Raw genomic sequence first — 20422 nt, 5'->3', positions numbered from 1 at the left:
TAGTATATTGGGACAAGTGTTATATTATGATAGAAAATTTCAGTCATGTTGCATTACGCGCCTCATAAATAGTACTTGTACTAGATTCCATAAAAATAAAATTGATTCACGCATACGTCTCCGTTCGAAATACTATACATACTGAAAATTCAATAAGATGGAGACTATTTTGGATTACCTTTTAGCAATAGTTGTTCGTTTTATTACGGTCACATTAATCTTACTATCTGTTCCTTTTTTGAAAACGATGTATTTTAAGCTTTCCTTACAAAAGAAAATGACTGTCGCTGTTATTCTTTCATTCCTATTTGGAAGGTTGAAAAAATGAAAATGATAAGTCAATTAGCCGCAAGCATTTCCGATGAAGTACGAAATCCTTTAACTACTTCTAGAGGGCTGCTTCAACTTATGAATGAAACGGAATTTAAAAATCATGAAGGAACCTGCTTTGCAATCACATTTCCTTTAATTAAACAAAATGTATAAAATATTATAAATTTTATATATATATTCAAACCTTTATGGTATATTTTCCCTATATAATCACTTCATTCAATCCTTTTTAAAAATGGAAAGTGGGAATTATTATGGAAACAAATGTGCCAACATATAATGGATATGAAAAATTAGCTCAATTTCTCAAAAACAATGAAAGTACAGTATTAGATTTATGGGAAAAAAGCATAGTGGTAAGTACTGATGAAGATGATAAGGAACTGATAAGAAAAAATGGCTTTTTAATATACCAATTAATCATTGATTCTATTTTAGATGATTATTCAGATGACGATATTAAATCCTTAGCACACAAAGTTGCACAAGAACGGGCTGATGCTAACATAAATATAGGGGACTTCGTTTACAATGTGAATCTTGGAAGGAGTCTCATAGTAAAGCATATAATCAAATCTGGAATCTTATTAGATGAGTTACAGCCCATCATTGACTTAGTAAATAGACAGTTTGATAGATTCTGCTACTACGCTGTATCAAAGTACACTGAACTAAAAGATATGAAATTAAAAGAGATAAACCTGTTTATTTCGCAGAGCCATAAGGATAGATTATCTATCCTCGGACAAATGTCTTCTAGTTTCGTCCATGAGTTTCGCAATCCACTTACCTCTGTCATGGGATTTGTCAAACTACTAAAGGCTGAACATCCGAGCATGCCTTATTTAGATATTATTAGCAAGGAACTTGAACAACTGAAGTTTAGAATTACACAGTTTCTTCACACGTCAAAGATGAACACCGTCATCGAAAGTAGGATTGAAACAATTACTATTAACGATATACTAGAAGATGTTGTTCATTTCTTGTACCCAAGTATTGTTGATAGTAATATCGAGGTAACCACTAATATGAATTTAGATGTAACGGTCAATGGCGATCGAAATGAATTGAAGCAGGTTTTTCTAAATCTATTAATAAATGCAGTTGATGCTTTAAGCGAAGAAAAAGAGAAGAAGAGAAAAATTAACATCATAGCAGCAGCAGATCTTGATAATATTTCTGTTAGTATTTCAAACAACGGTGCACCTTTAAGTGCAGATGAAATTAAGTTAATTTTCGAGCCATTTTATAGCACAAAGAATTTAGGCACAGGAATAGGATTATATGTTTGTAAAAAAATAATCGAAAGCCATCATGGTACAATAAATTGCATCTCAACAGATGATTTGACTACGTTTCAAGTTATGCTGCCCATAAATTTCGCATCATAATAGTGGTTTCATGTAAAATAACCCCTAGTTCAAGTGCTAAGGGTTATTTTTTGTGTATAAAAAGTCTAGTCATCGTAATGATCGTCATCATCGAGATCGTCATAGTCATCTTCAATTTCAGCATTTAAGGCAGTAAAGCCTGAATCTAATGTAATACTAACTGGCATGCCGATCACGCTTCCACGATATCCATCTTTATCAAGATGGAAGAACTTTCCTTTCGGAAATTCCTTTTTAACATTATCAACCGTTACCGTTATTTTCTTGTTATCAAGGCTTGAAAGCGTCCCATATGTTTCAATCGTTCTTTCAGTTTCAATTCTATAAACCTCCGAATCAAAAATTTTCACTTCCGCCAAAACACTTTTTTTCAATTTTATATATCGGTCTGAAATGATTGCATCGGAAGCGATGCTAAAAGTTTTTTCACCGTGAATTGGATGGAGAATCGTAATATTTTTTCCATCATAGGCTCTTACTTTCCCCTCCATTTCAACATAATGTCTTGGTGACTGTGCGAATAAGCGTTGCTCGATATCATTGGCACTTTCTGAAACGAATGAGGTTTGGGCAGCCTCTACTTGATCTCCTTCTAAGCCATTTATAGTTGTTACTCCTGCACATCCTAATCCAAATGCAACAACGGAATATGTGATAATTTTTCTCCATTCTTTCTTCATTCTTAATCCCTCCATTCCTCCAAGTAAGTCACTTATACTTGTACTATAACTATTATTTTTAAGGATACATTCTGAAAAGATTAAGAATTTCATAAGAATTTGATAAAAGTTTTAGGATTGTGCCTTAAACGCTAAAGTGATAATCGTTCCTTTTTCAGGTTCACTTTGAATGGATATCTGCCCTTCCATTTTTTCAACAAGTGTATGTGCAATAGATAGTCCAATTCCCACCCCACCGGCACTCCGTTGTCTTGCTTTGTCAACCCGGTAAAATCGATCAAATACATGGGGAAGGTCTTCTTTTGGAATTCCAACACCATAGTCAATGACTTGAAGTGTGGTTTTGTTGTTGTCCTTATCGATTTTAATTTCCACCTTGTCTTCGCTGTACTTGAAAGCATTATCAGCCAATATCGTCAGCACTTGAATTAGTGCTTGTTCATTTGCAAAAACAGGAATAGAATCTTCTTTGACCAAAAGATGGATCGGTCGGTTCGTAAAACCTTTCAATCGGTTAATCGTCTTTTTACCAATATCTACTGCATTTAGATCAGATAAAGGCAGTGTCATTTGTTCTTCGTACCTTGCCAGTTCTAATAGCTGCTTAATCATTGCTTTTAAACCAAGTGCTTCTTGATGAATGGCATCAATACTTTCTTTTAACACTTCCTCATTCTCACGTCCCCATCTTTTCAAAAGAGAAGCGTAACTTTCAATGATGGTTAATGGCGTTCGTAATTCATGAGAAGCATTCGAGACAAATTGTTCCTGTTTTTCGAACTGCTCCTCTAGTTGTTCAATCATCGCATTAAAAGTTTGAGCAACTTGGTTCATTTCTTTTGAATTTTTATCATTAATAGAAATCCTTTTGAAGTTCCTGCTTATTCGAATATCCTCCATCGTTTTGATAAACTGTGCAAGTGGACGTAAAAACAGAGAGGATGCCAGGAAACTCAATAAGATCGAAATAACAAGAAGGATCCCTGAAACCGTAAGAAGTACATACAATAGATCTTGAATATCCTCCCGCTCGTCTTCAAAATCTGAAATGACTTGGATGGACGCAGTAACATCCCCTGCGGCTAAGATTGGCCTAACAAATACGATAACATCATCTCCATCATAACTATCATAGGTATACTCCGCTTGCGGTGAAAAAGAAGCCGGTATTTTGCTATAATCACTTTCATTTGTATACTCAAATTTGATCTCATTCGTAGGTGCAATGATACGAACAAGGCTGTCCTCCGGGAGCAATTTTTGAATAACTGCTTCATCAGCGTCTGATTTAGGAATACCCTGATTTTCAATCGTACTTGCAATATACTCTAAGCTGTTTTCCTTTTTATCTTTAATCATTTCAACAAATAACAGATACACAGCTAGATTACCGACAAGTAGAATAATAATAGTCCAAGTAAAAATAAGAATATGGAGTTTTGCTTTTAATGTCATCGGTTATTCTCCTTGATCGTAAAACCGACCCCGCGGATTGTATGAATTAATGGCTCATGAAAAGGTGCATCAATTTTTTTCCGCAAATAGCCAATATATACATCGACAACATTCGTATCTCCTAGATAATCAAAGCCCCAAACCTTTTCTAAAATTTGCTCGCGACTCAAAACATGGTGATGATTCTCTAATAAAAAAGTCAGCAAATCAAATTCCTTTTTTGTCAGCTCCACTTTTTCACCACCACGGATAACCTCCCGAGTAAGGAGATTAACTTTTAAATCAGCTAAAACGAACTCATCCTCATTTTTCTGTTTGTGTTGAAGCTGCTGTTTTGTTCGGATCATTACTCGAATGCGTGCTAACAGCTCTTCCATATCAAAAGGCTTTGTCATGTAATCATTTGCTCCATGATCGAGTCCATTTATTTTATCCATTACAGAATCACGAGCAGATAGTAAAATAATGGAGGTTAGCTGGTCAGACTTTCGAATCCGTCGCAATACTTCAATCCCGTTTAATTCCGGTATCATAATATCAAGGATAATTACATCCCATGACTCTTTCAGAGCATACTCTAATCCTGCACGTCCATTAGCCGCAATTGTCGTCTCACATCCTTCATGCTTAAGTTCAAGCTCCAGTATTCTTGCAATTTTATCTTCATCTTCGATAATTAATATTTTATGTTTCATTCTTTTCCCTGTTATGTTCTATTATTCAGCAAAGCCGAACGCATTCTTACCCTTAATTTTTATTTTGTACATAGCCGTGTCCGCTTTATTTATGAGTGCCGCAGGCTCCTCTCCATCTTTTGGGTACGTGCTAATTCCTATACTTACTGAAAGTTTTATTGGTTTTTCATCTATTATGAATGGATCTTGAAATACCTTTATAAACTTACTAGCTACTATCGAAGCATCTTTTTCATCTTTTAATTGAATTAATACAGCCGTAAATTCATCTCCGCCCAGTCGTGCAAGCGTGTCGATACTCCGGATGCATCCCCGTAAACGCCGGGCTGCTTCCCTTAGTACCATATCGCCTACTTTATGGCCATATGTATCATTGATCTCCTTGAATCCATCAAGGTCCAGAAACATAATCCCCAGTTTATCACGGTTTCTGTGGGCATAATTGATTGCCCATGCAAGCCGATCATTGAAATAAAGGCGATTGGGTAAACCCGTAAGAGAATCATGCATAGCACGATGTCTACTAATCTTTTCAGTAGTCTGAATTTCTTTTAGCTCAACTTCCATTTCCTTTATTAAATTTTTCAACTTATAAACTCGGTTATAAGTTGTCGTCATATCACTGATTTGTATAAGGGCATACGTAAGATCTTCCTTATACAGTGGTTCTATGTGCAGGTTCTGCTTAATAGTGTTCTCATCAGTCACATCTTGTGGAAGAAAAAATGCTTTATGCAATGTACTTGAACAAAATCTACTTTGGCCATGAAAAAGTACATTTTGTAGTATCTCTGAATATACTTTCATTCGGAATCGCGGACAAATCTCTGTTAAACTTTTCCCAATCACCTCTTCAGCCTTGAAGTCAGTTAACCGCTCTACCCATTGATTCCAAAGGAGAATATTTAAATTCTTGTCTATGATGACCATTCCAACATTTACTTTATCTAAGGATTGGAAAACTAGACTATCCATGGATTTCCTCCAGTAATTCATCTATTTTTTTCAGCAAGCTAGATATTGAATCCATACTTAATGCAATCACGATTGCGCCTTTTATATTCGTCTCGGCAAGTGAAAAAGAAGTTTGTAAAATAAGGACGTGAACCTCATTTTGAAGGAATGTTGTTTTATCCCCCTTGGCTATTGAAACAAGCTCAATATCCGGCAACGCATACTCAAGTCTCAATCCTAGGAAATTACCAAACTCGCCAATTATCGCATTAAGAATCACATTGCTGATCTCTTTTAATACATCTAAATCAGTATCCATCAAGCTTTTAGCATCCGTATCTAAATCTGAAGTTATCTCCCCGAGGCATGTATTTACTAAGATTTTAGCTTGGTCTATCGGGAACATCAAGATTGCTTTTCCACGAAATTCATGACCGAACTTTAATGAGGATGTGATCAGGTGCCCTTCACTCATAAAGATATTAAATCTATGGTCTTCAGGATTAACTTCAGTTGTAGAGACCAATTCAACTTTTGGAATCGCTAGATCAATTTTTTGTTGAACCATTTCTGATAACATACTTGCTGCCTGCCCAACATATACATTCACAAGTTCAGTTAATAAATCCCGCTGAAGTTCATTCAACATTAAGTTAGACCCCCTTGATAAGATTGATGAGCAAATCTGCTTTTTCACCTGTTACAGGTTTATTTATGAATCCTAAAATTCCAAGCTCCTCAATTTCATCTCTAGTTGCTTTTTGAACATCTGCGGAAATAACAATAATTTTGGTTTCATTATCAATTTCTCTAATCTTCTTCAACATTTCCTGACCGCTCAAAATAGGCATTAATAGATCTGAAGTAATCAAATCCGGCTTATGTTCCATATACAGCTTGTAACCACTTTCCCCATCATTAGCTGTCAGTACTTCACAATTTGGTATATTTTCAAGAATGACTTTCCGTATAACGTTTTGTACAAACTTTGAATCTTCAACTATTAATATTTTCATAGATTCTATTCCCCCAATTTATTTTCGAATACACAAAAAAACCGACTTGATTTCAAGCCGGTTGCACTACTTGCTCTGAATCACCCAAGTGCCCAAATATAGGAGATTCTTCATAGCATCTTTTCATATTATTTAATAAAATTTACCTAAATTTTACCTTTGCAGATGCTAAATTTCAATAGTTTTTATAATGGTGTTATAAAATTTTGATTTGAAAGATTATTGTAATTTTGATAAATTGCGCTGAATTTGACCAAAGTGTTTGCTCGCATGTTCCACAATTAAATGGTCCACTATAAAGGAAATCGGCTTTGTGCCGAAGTTTGGATTGCGGCTTGGTGATTCAACTGCTAATGTTGCTTCGTCAAGCTCAGCTAGTTTTTCAGATACAAATGGCTTGATTTCTTTTAATTTTGCTAGTACATCAGAAACAGTACGAGTTTCAGCTGCATCTACGGCAGCAAGACGTCCTCCATGGGTGAAGTGTCTTCCCCATTCAGTTCCAGGTGCTGCTTTAATATTGTCAATTTCCGCAAGCCAATATGGAAGGGCTTCTTCAACATGACAAATGATTTGCATAATAGACCATTCTTCTGGTACCGGATTTTTGCGGATGATTTCTTCTGATAAACCTTCTACAGTTTCAATGATTTGATCAAGAGACTTCTCTACAGATTGAATGGATTCTTGGATTGTCATTAGTTTTTCACCTCAATAGCTGCTTTTTGAACTTTATTTTCAAGCACACCGACTCCATCAATACTAATACTTACAACGTCCCCATCCTTTAAGAATGACGGTGGATCCATCGCCACGCCGACACCACCTGGAGTACCAGTCAAGATCACATCTCCTGGTTCAAGTGTCATTAGATTAGATAAAAACTCTACTAAATATTGCACAGAGAATACTAGATTAGCAGTGTTTGTATGCTGTCTTTCTTCTCCATTTACAGTTAAAACTACTTCTAAACCAGATGGATTTGTTAATTCATCCGTTGTAACAAGCCATGGTCCCATTGGTGCCGCTCCATCAACTGATTTACCTTGCAACCATTGGATTGTCCGGCGTTGAATATCCCTATAAGTAACATCATTAACAATTGTATATCCTGCTACATAATCAAGTGCTTCCTCTTGAGAAACGTTTCTTGCTCTTTTTCCAATAACAAAAGCAAATTCTGCCTCATAGTCCAATTGTTCAGAGATTGGGAAGAATGGAATATCGTCTTCTGGACCAATGACAGTGTTAGAAAACTTTGCAAACACAACTGGGAATTCAGGAATTTGACGTCCCATTTCTAAAATATGCTCACGATAGTTATGACCAACACAGATCATTTTGCCCGGCTCTGGAACCGGAGCGCCAACTTTGACATCCTTTTTTGCAAATACAAGTGTACGTCCTTTATATTCCTTGTTTTCTAGTGCAAAATGAATGGCCTCGTTTGCATATTGCATGCTTTCTTTGCCGCCTTGTAAAAATCCAGTCATATCATTTGGAACATAAGCTTCTGCAATTTGTTTAGCGCGAATTTTTCCTTGCGAATCTTGTAATGCTTCATAAGCTGCGTTTAAATCTACAACGTTTTCATTTGTTACAGCTCCAATTCTAGTAGATCCTGCAACTGTAAATGTAATTAATTTCATATCAATTTCCTCCCTTTTTAATTCGGCTAATATTTCACTATAGATAACAATGTTCACTATATTGATAATTTATACTACCTCTAAGATAAGTTAATTCACGGATTATTGTCAATAATTATATTTATCTATATATTAAGTTTTAAAAGTTTTCAATTTATATATGTGTACACGAAAAAAAGAACAAAAAAAAGAAGCTATCACTGCTCCTTTTTCATGACTACAGCACTTCCTTCAAGTACCAGTTCGTCCCGATCATTATAGACATTTGTTTCTATAGTTAATATTTTTTTATCTTGGCGCTTATCTATTACCTTTCCCACTACCCTAATTGTGTCCCCAATACGTACTGGCGCTGTAAACCTGCAATTTTGAGATAAATAAATCACGTTTTTACCAGGTAAAATTGTGCCAAGTAACGTAGAAATAAAGCCTACTGTTAAGACCCCATGAGCAATTCTTCCTTTGAACATTGTCTTCGATGCATAGTCCTCATCAAGATGAATCGGATTTACATCTCCAGTTAATGCTGCAAAGTCAAAGAGATCCTCATTGGTTACTCTTCGCGTGAAAGAAGCGGCATCTCCAATCTCTATTTCTGCGAATAGGCGCTCTTTCACATTTTTTGATTTTTCAATTAATTCTAGTTCTTTTTTTTAGCCTGACTCTTCTCTGCTGTCTTTGTTGTTTGTTCTTCAATCGCACTAACGAATTTATTTTGAGATTCTTTAATTTGTGCCATGAATTTTTCAATTTTCTCAGTTGTTTCCATATGCAGTTTATTTTGATTTTCTAGAGTCTGTTTTACAGCTTCATACATTCTCTCATGAGATTGTTCAGTCAATGTTAACAATGCTTTAGACGGAGTTGATGTTAATTGTTGAATTTGATTAACGATGCCCATCATTTTCTCATTCCAAGTATCAAATAGCTGAACAAATTCATCATTTTTGCCATATACATTGTTTTCTTTAAATAACTTTACTGCTTCATTTAATGAATTTTTAATTTCTTCTTCTACTTGTTTTTGGTTTGTAGCGATTGAAGATAGCATATCTTGTTGTTGTTTCAGGGCATCTAAAGAGAACTCTCCAATTTTTTCTTGAGTTCGATAGACTTGTTGAACTCCATTTTCCCAATTCACCCACATTGTATCAATAATCTTTTTCGTTTGATCCACCGTTGTAAACATTAAAACATCTCCTTTAAAATAAATTAATTTTTTTATGTGGCTGCAAAACTGCAGTATCACTTTTCATCAGGGTCTTCTTTTTTCCCCTTTGGAACGAGAGGCATGAACATATTGGAATACATCGTAAAAAAACTATCCAACATCGTTTGATATTGCCCCAAAGATTCGGCCCATAAATCTAGATATTCAAGGCCAACATCGGTTATCGAATAGATTCGTTTAGCAGGTCCACTGCTTGTTGTATCCCACTCGGATTTCACTAAATTATCCTTCTCTAACTGTCTTAGTAATCGATAGACATTCCCTTGATCAATAGAAGAAAAGCCCAGCTGGGTTAACTGTTGAATCAGTTTGTATCCATGTAGGCCAAATCCCCCCCGCAAACTTAACAATAAAAACGGCACCATTAAATTTTTGGGTGAGCCCCCTATCCCTTTTTCCATGCTATTTTTTTGATTTGTGTTATCTGCCATATTCATCACCTGTTTTTGACTATATGTGTAATTTACACCTATATGTTCCAATTGTCAACTTTTACTATTTGCGGTTTTACCTTCCTTCTACCCTACTTTTGCGGTTTTTGTCTTTTTTTGATAACGTTTTCCTTTCCTTGACACATCAGCGTTTTAGGGAAGAACGAATTTCCCGTTCGACATTACTATGCAAATTTTCTGCGGAGAATGTAGAAATTTTTGGAATTATTTAAATTGTTTCAGACAAAAATCATGTTTAAACTACATGTGGGAGTTAAATAAGGAAGGGAGTGTAAAACATGTCTAACCAAAAAACATATGATCCATTTGCAATGTGGCAGGATTATTATAAAAACGTCCAAAATTATTGGGGACCCGCCATTAATGAAAAGGTTGGAACTGAAGAGTTTTCTGAATGGATGGGTAAGGTTTTAGAAGGAAACTTGCTGTTTAGAAATATGACTGATAAAAACACAAAGCAATTCCTAGAACAAATGAACCTGCCTACTCGTGAGGATTTATCCAGTCTTTCTTCTCTTATAATCAATTTAGATAAAAAAATAGATGATATGGAAGAGCAATTGGAAGAAAATCTTGAAAAACAGATCACACCAGATGATTTAAAAAAGGACATGGTTACATTAAAGAAAGAAGTAAAAGAAATCGGCAGCAAATTGGATGAGGTTCTAAATTTTCTTAAAGAGGATCTAAAAAGTAACGAGGAACCGAAAACTAAAGAAGATCCAAAAGCTGTAAAAGTAAACGCAAAATAATGGTGAATTAAAAACTTACATAAATTGGGGGAGGACTTAACTATGATTAATTTAAATGGTAAAGTTGCAATCGTTACTGGGGGCGCTGTTGGAATTGGAGCTGCTATTTCAAAAGAATTAGCAAGCAATGGGGTAAAAGTAGTATTAAATTATAATAGCAGCAGCAAGGCAGCTGAAGATCTTGTAGCACAAATTCAAGCAAACGGCGGGGAAGCTTATGCTGTTCAAGCGGATGTTTCTGTTTCTGAAGAAGCTACTAAACTAGTAAATGCCGCAGTTGAAAAATATGGACGTCTAGATATCTTGGTTAATAATGCAGGTATCACTAGAGACAGTTCATTTAAAAAGCTTTCAGAAGAAAATTGGAGAAAAGTGATTGATGTTAACTTAAATAGTTCATATAACACTATTTCGCCTGCATTGCCACATCTGTCTGAATCTGACGCTGGTAGAATCATCAATATTTCCTCTGTAATTGGCCAAACAGGTGCTTTTGGTCAAACAAACTATTCAGCAGCTAAGGCTGGTTTGATTGGATTTACAAAATCTCTTGCACTTGAATTAGCTAAAACAAATGTAACTGTAAATGCGATTTGCCCTGGATTTATTGAAACAAGTATGGTTCTAGAAATTCCTGAGGAAATTCGCGGACAAATCGTGGCTAAAATTCCTCAAAAGCGTTTTGGTCATCCGGAAGAAATTGCAAGAGGCGTATTATTCCTATGTAAAGATGGAGCATATATCACCGGTCAACAGTTGAATATTAACGGCGGACTTGCAATGTAATAAGAAAAGCGGAAGCGCCTTGCTCATCGCCGTACAAACTGGAGGGGCTTCGACTGAGATAAAGGAAACTTGAATTGCGCTAGCAATTCTTAGTTGACTTATCGTAGGGAGGAGTCCTGAAGTTTGCTAGGCGATAGGCGCTGGAGCTAGACAGTGAAATGATCTTCCAAGAAGGGTGTGTACAGATTGATCTTAGAAAAACAATTAGAAGAAATGATAGATGTAATGCCTGATGAGGCAAAACAATCCTATCGCCGGTTTAAAAGAACGATGGAAGTATTAACGAAAGATCCAGAACCGGAAGTAGGTTTAACACCAAAAGAAGTCATTTGGACAAGAAACAAAACAAAATTATATCGCTATATTTCAGATAAACCTAAAAAACATAGTACTCCTCTTCTAATGGTTTATGCACTAATCAATAAGCCTTATATCCTTGATATCACAAAAGGGTCCAGTCTTGTTGAGTACCTTCTTGACCAAGGTTTTGATGTGTATATGCTTGATTGGGGTACGCCCGGCTACGAAGATCGTAATATGAAGCTTGATGACTTTATATTAGATTATATTCCTAGAGCCGTTAAGAAGGTTTTACGTACTTCAAAAGCAAATTCTGTTTCTATGCTAGGATATTGTATGGGCGGAACAATGACATCGATCTTTGCTTCCCTTCATCCTGAATTACCTATTAAGAATCTAGTATTTATGACAAGTCCATTTGATTTCGAAGACACAGGTTTATATGGTAGTTTCCTAGATGACCGTTTCTTTGATGTTGATAAAGTAGTAGAAACATTAGGAAATGTTCCCCCTGAAATGATTGATTTTGGCAATAAAATGCTAGATCCACTTTCGAATTTCATTGGTCCATATGTTACATTATATGACCGCTCAGAAAATCCGAAATTCGTAGAAAGCTGGAGATTAATGCAAAAATGGTTGCAGGATGGAATTCCATTCCCTGGTGAGGCTTATCGTCAGTGGATTCGTGAATTTTATCAGCAAAATAAATTAATTAAAGATGAACTTGTTATCCGTGGACGTAAAGTTAACTTAAGTGCAATTAAGGCAAACGTACTTAATATTTCTGGTGAGCGCGATCTTATTGCTATGCCACATCAAGTCGAAGCTTTAATGAATAAAATTTCAAGTAAAGACAAGAAATACGTATGTGTGCCAACAGGCCATGTATCTGTAACATTTGGTCCAAAAGCAGTTTCACTAACTTTCCCTACGATTGGCGACTGGTTAGCTGAGCGTTCGAATTAAATTTAAGTAGTTAGTAAAAAACTGTCTGCGATGTGCAGGCAGTTTTTTGTTTGGTTTAGATGGGACAGAGGGTCGGGAACTCCGACCCAGTGAAAAGTTTATAGTTCTGACTCTAATCTATTTAACAAATCAATAACATTGTTAGAAGCCCTTTCTAATTGTACAAAGGCTTGCTCGACACCAACCCCATATCACCTTTTCCATAATAATCCACTGCAACTTTGGCATAATGGTGGACTTCCTTATGAGGCTCCTCCAATCGTTTAAATGTGTCCCTAGATTTCACTTGTGTAGGCAAATCCCCATAATACCACTTTCCTAACCTACAATGTTCGTGGGACTGTACGTTTATATTCTCCTGTGTTTCTAATCCTAACATCATATTATAAACTTTCCATTTCCAAAGTAGATGATCTGTTTTTGCAACTCTTACAATATCCTTTAAAAAAGTCGGTTGCACTACTCGCTCAAAAATACCCAAGTGCCCAAATATAGGTAGTTTTTCATAGCATCTTTGTCATTAGTTTATTTAGTATTTCAAAATTCCTGATTCTAAATTCCTATTCTATTATTATCGCGAAATTCTATTTAAAATCAATAGATTCTACAAAATATGTAATAATAATACTTTCAAAAAGAGAAAAAGAGGTTTCCCTCCGTTATCTTATTGAACAAGCGGCTCTCTTTATTTATTCGAAATGGATCAAATCTTAAATCTTGCAACCAATTCTTGTAATTCTTGTGCTAGTTTGCTTAATGATTCACTTGAGTTACTAATTTCCTCCATTGAGGCTAATTGCTCTTCGGAGGCAGCCGCAACGCCTTGTGATTGTTCAGATGCATCTTTCGCAATTTGGGCTAATTGCTCTACAGAAGCTGTCACTTGTTCTGTGTTGGCTGAAATTTGTTCTGATGCAGCAGATACCTCTTGGATTTGAGTATTAACTTGCTGAACAGCATTCAACACTTGTTGGAAAGCTGTACCTGTCTCTTGGATAACATTCTTTCCTATATCTACCTCATTAATGTTTTGCATCATCTCGTTATTAGCTATTTCAGTATCTTTTTGAATTTCCTGTATTAACTGTACAATCTGGGAAGCTGAATCACGTGATTGGTCTGCTAATTTCCGCACTTCATCGGCTACCACTGTGAAGCCTCTACCATGTTCTCCAGCCCTTGCTGCTTCAATGGCAGCATTTAAAGCTAATAAATTTGTTTGCTCAGAAATATCCGTAATTACACCAATAATATTTCCAATTTCCTTTGAACGCTCTGTTAAATTTTTAATAGCAGCTGTCGTGTTTTGTGTTCCCTCTTCAATTGATTCCATTTGATGGATTGCAGCTTGCAGGGATTGATATCCTTGTTCTGATAAAACTGTTGCTTCCTGTGCAGAACCCCTAACTGTTGTAGAGGACTCAGCAATTCTTTGGATTCCCAGTGATACTTCTTCCATTGCAATGGCACTTTGTTTTGAACTTGATACTTGGGTTTCTGATCCACCGGCCACTTCCTGGATTGCGGATGCAATTTGTTCTGTAGCTTCTGTTGCTTGTTCACTTGTTGCTTGTAGTTCTTCAGATGAGGCTGCCACTTGTTCAGAACTACTATTAATCTGTTGTATTACTTGCCTAAGATTAAAAGTCATATTGTTAAAAGCATGGGCCAACTCGCCAATTTCATCTTTATTTTTAATTTGAATTTCCTCTTGCGTTAAGTCGCCATCTGCTATTTTATCTGCAGCAATCGCAATCTTTCTTACCGGATTTGAAATGATTCGACTAATATAAAAAGCAATTCCGGCACCAAGAAGAAGAGCAATAATGCTTAATATAACTAGGACAAATTGTATCCCTTTCACTATTTCCAACGTTTGATTTCTAGCATTATTTAGTTCATTTGTTTCATTAATAATCATTTCTTCAGCCTTATTACTAATACTTTGCATGATAAGTGGGGCTTCTTTTGAAATATCATCCATGTATTTAAGATTGTTAGCCTTTTTTAAAAAAATTGTTTTTTGAGCTAATTCAATGTATTGCATTGAGTACTGATCAATTTCATCTAGCAGCTTCTTTCCTTTTTCTGTATTTAATAATGATTTTAATTGTGTACTTAACTTATTATATCGAGCCAAAGATTCCTCATAAGCAGCTAATGATTCGTCATTCCCAATGATTAAGTACGCTAGATTAGCAATTTCAATATCCTTTGTTACTTCTAACATCCCACGGACAAGGTTAATTTTTTCAACACGGTCGTTTAACACGTTTTCATATGTATTTTTTGTTTCTGCAATTTGGTAATAAGAAAACCCCGCCATTACTAGTAAAAGAACTAAAACAGCACTAAAGCCTAGATACATTTTTCTTGCGACTGTTAATTTCATTTTTAATGTCCATCTCCTAATATTACTTTTTTCAATTTTTTTTGGTTATATGTCGGTAAAATAACGCCAACAGTTGTTCCTTGGTTTTAAAGACTATTTATTTCCTTTTGAAGATCTGAATCCAGGACTTCATCTGTATGCCTCATTTTCCACCCACCTAAATTGAAATCTATATTCAAAACAAAAAACCATATCCCAAAAATAAAGGGGACATGGTTTCGCCTTAAATAAATTTGGTAACTGGCTGACATTCCTTAATGGATAAGTCCCTATAGCTTTGCGTCACTACATTTCTGTAGTTTTGCCTTTATCATATTAATATTAAATACGACTTGCTAAATAATAATAACTTTTTTAAACATTATATACTAATTAAATACTATAATCCATACCTATATAGTATAAAATGTATAGGTCTTTATAACTATTAATTTTTAGAATATTATTTTAATATAAATTTAAAAAGTCTTGGTCTTTTATGCCGCCCCTTCATTTTTTTACCACTTAAATGGCCGTATCTCATATATTAGTATTGATTTTATTAGGTTTGAAGAGTGTGATATTATTGAAAGGATGTTTCAATTGAAAGGGATACTTATTGTTGACGATTCTCTTTTCGTGAGAAGGCTTTTAAAAGATATTTTAATGGAAGCAAATTATACAGTGTTCATAGAGGCGAAAAATGGTATTGAGGCTATCGAAAAGTACAAAATCTTCTCACCTGAACTTAATGGAATTGATGCTTTAAAAGGAAATAATAAACATAGCCCCCGATGCAAAGGTCATTATGTGTACAGCTTTAGGCGGACAGAAGGCGATCATTAATGAATCCATTAAAAGCGGTGCAATAGATTTTATTGTTAAACCTTACTTCCACAATTTAGTTCCAATTGTTAGTAAGCATTATAATGCAAAAATATAAAGGGCACCTATTTTGGATACCCTTTAGCACTCTTTTTTTTATTACACATTCAAACTTGTGAATTCCTCTTTTTCATTATTCAACATAAAACCTTGAACTTTAACGTAAAAGGGAACCAATGGATGATGACGAATGATATCAACGCTTTTCCGGATACTTTCAGTAATATTTTCTTTTCCTTCTAGCCACTCGCTTATCTTACCCCCTGAAAATTCAGGCGTACAATTTTGAAAAAGATAATCCATCATTTTTACATGATCCTTCAAATCTTTATTTTTCAATAGACCCCTTTGATTTTTCCATCTAAAATCCCCTTCTAAACCAAAAAACGATATATTCCTAAAACTAGTCCTCTCCTCCTGACTAGTCAAGTAATATACCGATTTATCTTATTCTTTACTTCTTTATGTTTAAAGAATTACTTCTTCACACTACCAAATTGTACATTTAATAGTATGCTAAAGCTCTTTTATGTAAAAGAAGTTGAATAATTTCTCTCGAATATTTAATTTACTAAAGATTTTATACCTAAAAGTTTAAATTGTCAATAGATGTCATTATTAACTGATCTCTTCCTTTGTCCTTAGCCGTATACAAATTTTTATCCGCTTCCTTTATTAAATCCTTTAGGGCTGGCTCGTTTTTCATTTTTGCTAAGCCTATCGAGACGGAGATCGGAACGGTGAAATCATTATCAATTTCAAATGATGTCGCACGTATTTCGTTTTGAATTTCTTTTACAATCATAGCCCCCTGTTCCGGGCTATTCGTTCCTAAATATATGATAAATTCTTCTCCACCATATCTTGAAGCTATGACATGATCACTTTCATATTTCTTGAAAATAGAGGCTACCTTTATCAAAATAGTGTCACCGGCAATATGACCATAATTATCATTCAATTTCTTAAAATGATCTATATCAATCATGGCTATATAATGATTTAAATGTGATTCAGTTATCTTTTCTTCAACTACCTTTATAAATTCATTTCTATTTAGCAGTTTTGTTAAAGGATCGTGCATAGCAAGAAAAGTTAATTGTTTTTTTAAAGCCTCTCTTTTATATTCAAGTAGAATAAATGAATAATAGATGAAAGTTGCTCCAAGAAATGATGCATACCTTAATAAGAAGATATCCTTAAATATCTCTATTCCATCTGGGACAATGATTAGGATTGGAAAATCGGAAATCAACCAACAAACAGTAATGATCAAAACCATTTCAATAACGTTGCTTTTCTTTGTTTTGAACTTGTAATACGCTAAAGTAAATAAGGTTGGTAAAATCATGCCAAATATAGTACCAGGAACAGCACCATCTCCACCCATCAAATAGCGCCAGGTTGAAACAACGAAAAGAACGGGAAGTGTAATCCTCCAACCTCTAAATACCGCCAACAACAAAAGTGGAATTAATCTTAAATCTAATCGATATCCTCCAAATTGAATCGGCAAATAGAACATCGTAATGATTACCCCAGAAAAGAGTATAACAATACACATGTATAGCAATTTTTCCGGAAAACGTTCACGGTAGTTCATTAATGTGCTCATTAATAAATGACCCAATAATATGATTGCCAAATTTGACAAAATTGATTGAAACATAATTAGCCGCTCCTTGTCCCCAATAAAAAAGACCCTTTTATTTAAGGGTTGTTGTACATATTGTAAAAAATGATTCATCATTGTTTCCATAATTTCCTATATTATTACTATATTAAACTTTATTATAGTCATAAGTGTATAAATATCAACTAATTGTAGGTAGATTATACTATTTTTAATCAAATCGAAGTTTTTGTCACATTATGACATATTTGGTAGAATCTATTGATTTTAACTAAAAATTCGCGATAATGATAGAAAATAAGAATTTAGAATCAGGAATTTAGAATTAGAAACTGAGCCAAACTAATAATATCTAGTTAAATTGAGGTGTATATTTATTGTCCCAAGTTTCGACAAACATAGAACGTAAAGCTATTTCATTTGCTTTAATAGGTTTTATCTTTTATTTGCTAGTTTTATTTATTGAGTTTCCAAGTTTTTTAGATGCGAATACACATCTATTCATTCATACCCTTATGGAATTAACTAGTATTATTATTTCAGCTGTCATCTTTTTATATGGATGGCTCACTTGGTCTTATACGAAGTCACGGATCCTCATTTTTATCTCTGCTTCTTTTTTATCAGTTGGGATTTTAGATATCTTTCATACTTTATTGTTTGATGGATTTCCGTTCTCGACTACTCCAGAGCCTTCCACATGGTTTTGGATTATCGGCAGCCTTACTGAAATCGTTGGAATTTCGATTGTTTTTTTCTTAGTTAAGACTAGTAGCAATCTATATTCAAAATCAAATCGAGAGAGATGTATCTTAACAGCCAGCTCTCTTCTATATTCATTAGGTATTACTTCTATTATTATACTATTTTCAGGCTCACTCCCTCCCCTTATTAGCGAAATGGGTGGTACCACTTCTTTAAAAAATAATATTGAGTATTCGATTTCGCTATTTCATTTGGCGGGGGTTATTTATACTTCTTTTCTATATTATCATAAGAAAAATGAATTTTATTTGTACTTACTACTCTCTTTTTATTTTTTAATGCTATGTAGCTTAACGGTTACAATTTATACTAATGTTCATGATATCATTCATATTTTGGGTCATTTCTATAAAATTTTTGGGTATTATTTTATTCTTCGTGCCTTTTATTTGACGAATATTAGAGTTCCATTCGAGGAGAAGAAGATTACAGAAGAAGAATTGCAAGATACGAAAGAGGAATTTAAAAACATAATATTACAAAACCAAGGTATTATTATTAAACTTGTTAAAAGAGATGATGAGTTTATCCATACTCTTTGTGATGGCAAACTTCTAAGTGATTTGAAACTTACTCAAGATCAGATTGTCGGTCATTCTGTTCACCATTTTCTTCGAAAAGAGGTCGCTGACCAATTACACAGAGAATTCGAACGTGTATGGTATAAAGGAGATGATCTTGGAATTGAATTTGAAATTTATGAAGATGTTTTCCTATTAATGACATTAACTAGAGTCACCCCATTGGGAAAGCCACCGGAACTTATTGGCAATATAGTCGATATTTCAGAATTAAAACAAGCTGAGGCGCTTTTACGAAAGACGGAAAAACTATCGATTGTTGGTGAACTTGCAGCCGGATTCGCTCATGAAATTCGCAATCCATTAACGACAATTAAAGGTTTCCTTCAGCTTATGAGTAAAAACGAAGACCCAACAAATAAAAAATATACATCGATTATGTTAGAGGAAATTGATCGGCTTGAGATGATTACGAGTGAATTTATGGTCGTTGCAAAACCGGAAGCGACCAAATATCAAACAATCGAGCTTATAAAGATTCTCGAAGATGTTATTGCATTTCTAACACCACAGGCATTACTAAAAAATGTACAAATCCAATTTGACACAGTAATAAACCATGTAAATGTATACGGGGATGAACATCATTTAAAGCAAGTTCTTATTAATGTATATAAAAATGCAATGGAAGCCATGCCAACCGGTGGTAATATTAGTACCAATCTAACGATTGAGGATAACTATATAGCTATTGAAATTATCGATGAGGGCTGTGGAATTCCCGAAGAACTTATGCCCCGCCTGGGAGAGCCATTTTATACGTTAAAAGAAAAAGGAACTGGGCTCGGCTTAATGGTAAGCTATAAAATAATTGAAGCTCACAAAGGGAAATTAGAAATTTCTAGTGAGCTTAATGTTGGTACAACAGTAAAAATGAAGCTTCCGATTTAGTTTGGTTCTAACAGCGCATATAAATGGCTGGCTATTCCAACACTAATCTACTCAACTTTTGACCAGATCGCTATTGTGCCGCAACTATTCGCAATCTGTATGCTATAATTTAGGGGGTAAAATGAAGATAGAGGTGACCATTCTTGGGCTTACATGTTGTACTATATCAACCAGAAATTCCGGCTAATACTATGAATATTGCACGTACCTGTGCCGCAACAGACACAGCCTTGCATTTAATCCGACCGCTTGGCTTTTCAACGGACGAAGAAATGATAAAACGAGCAGGTTTAGATTTCTGGCATTCTGTAAACATAGCGTATTATGACTCATTGGATGACTTTTTTTCAAAAAATCAAGGTGAGTTTTACTATATTGAGACGTTTGGTGAAAAAACACATTCATCTTTTGATTTCAGTGATGTATCGATGGAACATTATTTTATGTTCGGAAAAGAAACAACGGGTTTACCAAAAGATTTACTAAAAAGAAATAAAGACCACTTTCTAAGAATACCAATGAGTGATCATGTCCGTTCACTCAATCTTTCGAATACAGCTGCGCTATTGGTGTATGAGGCTTTGCGCCAGCAGGGTTATCCGAATTTAAAATAAAAAATCTTCCGTTCAG

At 34.7% G+C, this 20422-nt stretch carries 23 protein-coding genes, 1 pseudogene and 3 riboswitches; of the genes and pseudogenes, 9 read left to right on the top strand and 15 right to left on the bottom strand.

Annotation, left to right across the window (positions count from 1 at the left end; all coding sequences use genetic code 11):
• Nucleotides 1–169: 169 nt before the first annotated feature.
• The 3 genes from BAZO_RS22320 (at nucleotide 170) to BAZO_RS07795 (ending at nucleotide 1727) form a co-directional block, all read left to right on the top strand.
• Complete coding sequence (locus BAZO_RS22320; protein WP_157382089.1) at nucleotides 170–328, top strand: hypothetical protein; 159 nt, start codon at nucleotides 170–172, stop codon at nucleotides 326–328.
• A complete protein-coding gene (locus BAZO_RS22315) occupies nucleotides 325–486 on the top strand; it encodes a histidine kinase dimerization/phospho-acceptor domain-containing protein (protein ID WP_003330845.1) in 162 nt (53 codons plus the stop codon). The genes BAZO_RS22320 and BAZO_RS22315 overlap by 4 nt, the downstream gene beginning before the upstream one ends.
• Nucleotides 487–587: 101 nt before the next feature.
• The gene (locus tag BAZO_RS07795) at nucleotides 588–1727 is read left to right on the top strand and encodes a histidine kinase N-terminal domain-containing protein (protein WP_003330844.1); all 1140 of its coding nucleotides are present in this window, start codon (nucleotides 588–590) and stop codon (nucleotides 1725–1727) included.
• A 65-nt stretch (nucleotides 1728–1792) separates the two neighbouring features.
• Here the strand turns inward: BAZO_RS07795 and BAZO_RS07790 are convergent, their stop codons facing one another.
• The 11 genes from BAZO_RS07790 to phaQ all read right to left on the bottom strand — a co-directional run bounded on the left by BAZO_RS07790 (nucleotide 1793) and on the right by phaQ (nucleotide 9838).
• Nucleotides 1793–2407 (bottom strand): hypothetical protein, encoded by a 615-nt coding sequence (locus tag BAZO_RS07790; protein ID WP_003330843.1) that lies wholly within the window; start codon nucleotides 2405–2407, stop codon nucleotides 1793–1795.
• Nucleotides 2408–2518: 111 nt separating this feature from the next.
• Complete coding sequence (locus BAZO_RS07785; protein WP_003330842.1) at nucleotides 2519–3862, bottom strand: sensor histidine kinase; 1344 nt, start codon at nucleotides 3860–3862, stop codon at nucleotides 2519–2521.
• Nucleotides 3859–4557: a response regulator transcription factor gene (locus BAZO_RS07780; protein ID WP_003330841.1), complete on the bottom strand. Its 699-nt coding sequence runs from the start codon at nucleotides 4555–4557 to the stop codon at nucleotides 3859–3861. The genes BAZO_RS07785 and BAZO_RS07780 overlap by 4 nt, the downstream gene beginning before the upstream one ends.
• A gap of 21 nt (nucleotides 4558–4578) precedes the next feature.
• Entirely contained in the window at nucleotides 4579–5532 is a 954-nt protein-coding gene (locus BAZO_RS07775; protein WP_003330840.1) for a GGDEF domain-containing protein, read from the bottom strand.
• Nucleotides 5525–6160, bottom strand: coding sequence for a chemotaxis protein CheC (locus BAZO_RS07770; protein WP_003330839.1), 636 nt, complete (start codon nucleotides 6158–6160; stop codon nucleotides 5525–5527). The genes BAZO_RS07775 and BAZO_RS07770 overlap by 8 nt, the downstream gene beginning before the upstream one ends.
• A gap of 4 nt (nucleotides 6161–6164) precedes the next feature.
• Nucleotides 6165–6527, bottom strand: a complete 363-nt coding sequence (locus tag BAZO_RS07765) for a response regulator transcription factor (protein WP_003330838.1) — start codon at nucleotides 6525–6527, stop codon at nucleotides 6165–6167.
• A 48-nt stretch (nucleotides 6528–6575) separates the two neighbouring features.
• Nucleotides 6576–6657, bottom strand: a riboswitch (cyclic di-GMP riboswitch).
• An 89-nt stretch (nucleotides 6658–6746) separates the two neighbouring features.
• A complete protein-coding gene (locus BAZO_RS07760; protein ID WP_003330837.1) occupies nucleotides 6747–7226 on the bottom strand; it encodes a DinB family protein in 480 nt (159 codons plus the stop codon).
• Nucleotides 7226–8176: a fumarylacetoacetate hydrolase family protein gene (locus BAZO_RS07755; RefSeq protein ID WP_003330836.1), complete on the bottom strand. Its 951-nt coding sequence runs from the start codon at nucleotides 8174–8176 to the stop codon at nucleotides 7226–7228. Before BAZO_RS07755 ends, BAZO_RS07760 begins: the two co-directional genes overlap by 1 nt.
• A gap of 197 nt (nucleotides 8177–8373) precedes the next feature.
• On the bottom strand, nucleotides 8374–8811 hold the full coding sequence (locus BAZO_RS07750; RefSeq protein ID WP_039957174.1) for a MaoC family dehydratase: 438 nt from the start codon (nucleotides 8809–8811) through the stop codon (nucleotides 8374–8376).
• A 5-nt stretch (nucleotides 8812–8816) separates the two neighbouring features.
• Entirely contained in the window at nucleotides 8817–9365 is a 549-nt protein-coding gene (locus BAZO_RS07745; RefSeq protein ID WP_003330834.1) for a polyhydroxyalkanoic acid inclusion protein PhaP, read from the bottom strand.
• A gap of 56 nt (nucleotides 9366–9421) precedes the next feature.
• On the bottom strand, nucleotides 9422–9838 hold the full coding sequence (gene phaQ / locus BAZO_RS07740) for a poly-beta-hydroxybutyrate-responsive repressor (protein WP_003330832.1): 417 nt from the start codon (nucleotides 9836–9838) through the stop codon (nucleotides 9422–9424).
• Between the two features lie 299 nt (nucleotides 9839–10137).
• On the opposite strand from phaQ, the gene BAZO_RS07735 reads away from it, so the two are divergent.
• The 3 genes from BAZO_RS07735 to phaC all read left to right on the top strand — a co-directional run bounded on the left by BAZO_RS07735 (nucleotide 10138) and on the right by phaC (nucleotide 12666).
• Nucleotides 10138–10611, top strand: a complete 474-nt coding sequence (locus tag BAZO_RS07735) for a DUF4349 domain-containing protein (RefSeq protein ID WP_003330831.1) — start codon at nucleotides 10138–10140, stop codon at nucleotides 10609–10611.
• A 42-nt stretch (nucleotides 10612–10653) separates the two neighbouring features.
• Nucleotides 10654–11397: a 3-oxoacyl-ACP reductase gene (locus BAZO_RS07730; protein ID WP_003330830.1), complete on the top strand. Its 744-nt coding sequence runs from the start codon at nucleotides 10654–10656 to the stop codon at nucleotides 11395–11397.
• A gap of 213 nt (nucleotides 11398–11610) precedes the next feature.
• Nucleotides 11611–12666, top strand: a complete 1056-nt coding sequence (gene phaC, locus BAZO_RS07725) for a class III poly(R)-hydroxyalkanoic acid synthase subunit PhaC (RefSeq protein WP_039957212.1) — start codon at nucleotides 11611–11613, stop codon at nucleotides 12664–12666.
• Between the two features lie 154 nt (nucleotides 12667–12820).
• On the opposite strand, the gene BAZO_RS07720 is transcribed toward phaC, so the two are convergent.
• Both BAZO_RS07720 and BAZO_RS07715 read right to left on the bottom strand, forming a co-directional pair.
• A complete protein-coding gene (locus BAZO_RS07720; RefSeq protein ID WP_235786716.1) occupies nucleotides 12821–13045 on the bottom strand; it encodes a CZB domain-containing protein in 225 nt (74 codons plus the stop codon).
• Nucleotides 13046–13105: 60 nt separating this feature from the next.
• Nucleotides 13106–13189, bottom strand: a riboswitch (cyclic di-GMP riboswitch).
• Nucleotides 13190–13369: 180 nt separating this feature from the next.
• Entirely contained in the window at nucleotides 13370–15058 is a 1689-nt protein-coding gene (locus tag BAZO_RS07715) for a methyl-accepting chemotaxis protein (protein WP_003330827.1), read from the bottom strand.
• A 232-nt stretch (nucleotides 15059–15290) separates the two neighbouring features.
• Nucleotides 15291–15374: riboswitch (cyclic di-GMP riboswitch) on the bottom strand.
• Nucleotides 15375–15631: 257 nt separating this feature from the next.
• Between BAZO_RS07715 and BAZO_RS07710 the strand changes: the two are divergent.
• Nucleotides 15632–15980, top strand: a pseudogene (locus tag BAZO_RS07710) (response regulator).
• 41 nt (nucleotides 15981–16021) lie between these two features.
• Here BAZO_RS07710 and BAZO_RS07705 read toward each other — a convergent pair.
• A complete protein-coding gene (locus BAZO_RS07705; RefSeq protein WP_003330824.1) occupies nucleotides 16022–16261 on the bottom strand; it encodes a carbonic anhydrase in 240 nt (79 codons plus the stop codon).
• Nucleotides 16262–16508: 247 nt separating this feature from the next.
• Nucleotides 16509–17591 carry a GGDEF domain-containing protein gene (locus tag BAZO_RS07700; RefSeq protein ID WP_162137834.1) on the bottom strand — a complete coding sequence of 361 codons (1083 nt, stop codon included), beginning with the start codon at nucleotides 17589–17591 and terminating at the stop codon, nucleotides 16509–16511.
• A 341-nt stretch (nucleotides 17592–17932) separates the two neighbouring features.
• Here BAZO_RS07700 and BAZO_RS21135 point away from each other — a divergent pair, with 341 nt between their 5' ends.
• Nucleotides 17933–19792: an MASE3 domain-containing protein gene (locus BAZO_RS21135; protein WP_003330821.1), complete on the top strand. Its 1860-nt coding sequence runs from the start codon at nucleotides 17933–17935 to the stop codon at nucleotides 19790–19792.
• A gap of 143 nt (nucleotides 19793–19935) precedes the next feature.
• Nucleotides 19936–20406 carry a tRNA (uridine(34)/cytosine(34)/5-carboxymethylaminomethyluridine(34)-2'-O)-methyltransferase TrmL gene (gene trmL, locus BAZO_RS07690; RefSeq protein WP_003330820.1) on the top strand — a complete coding sequence of 157 codons (471 nt, stop codon included), beginning with the start codon at nucleotides 19936–19938 and terminating at the stop codon, nucleotides 20404–20406.
• The last annotated feature ends 16 nt before the right edge of the window (nucleotides 20407–20422 follow it).

This window comes from Schinkia azotoformans LMG 9581, assembly GCF_000307855.1.
GTDB classification, from domain to species: Bacteria; Bacillota; Bacilli; order Bacillales; family Bacillaceae_J; genus Schinkia; species Schinkia azotoformans.
This window is presented reverse-complemented; position numbering and strand designations above follow the sequence as displayed.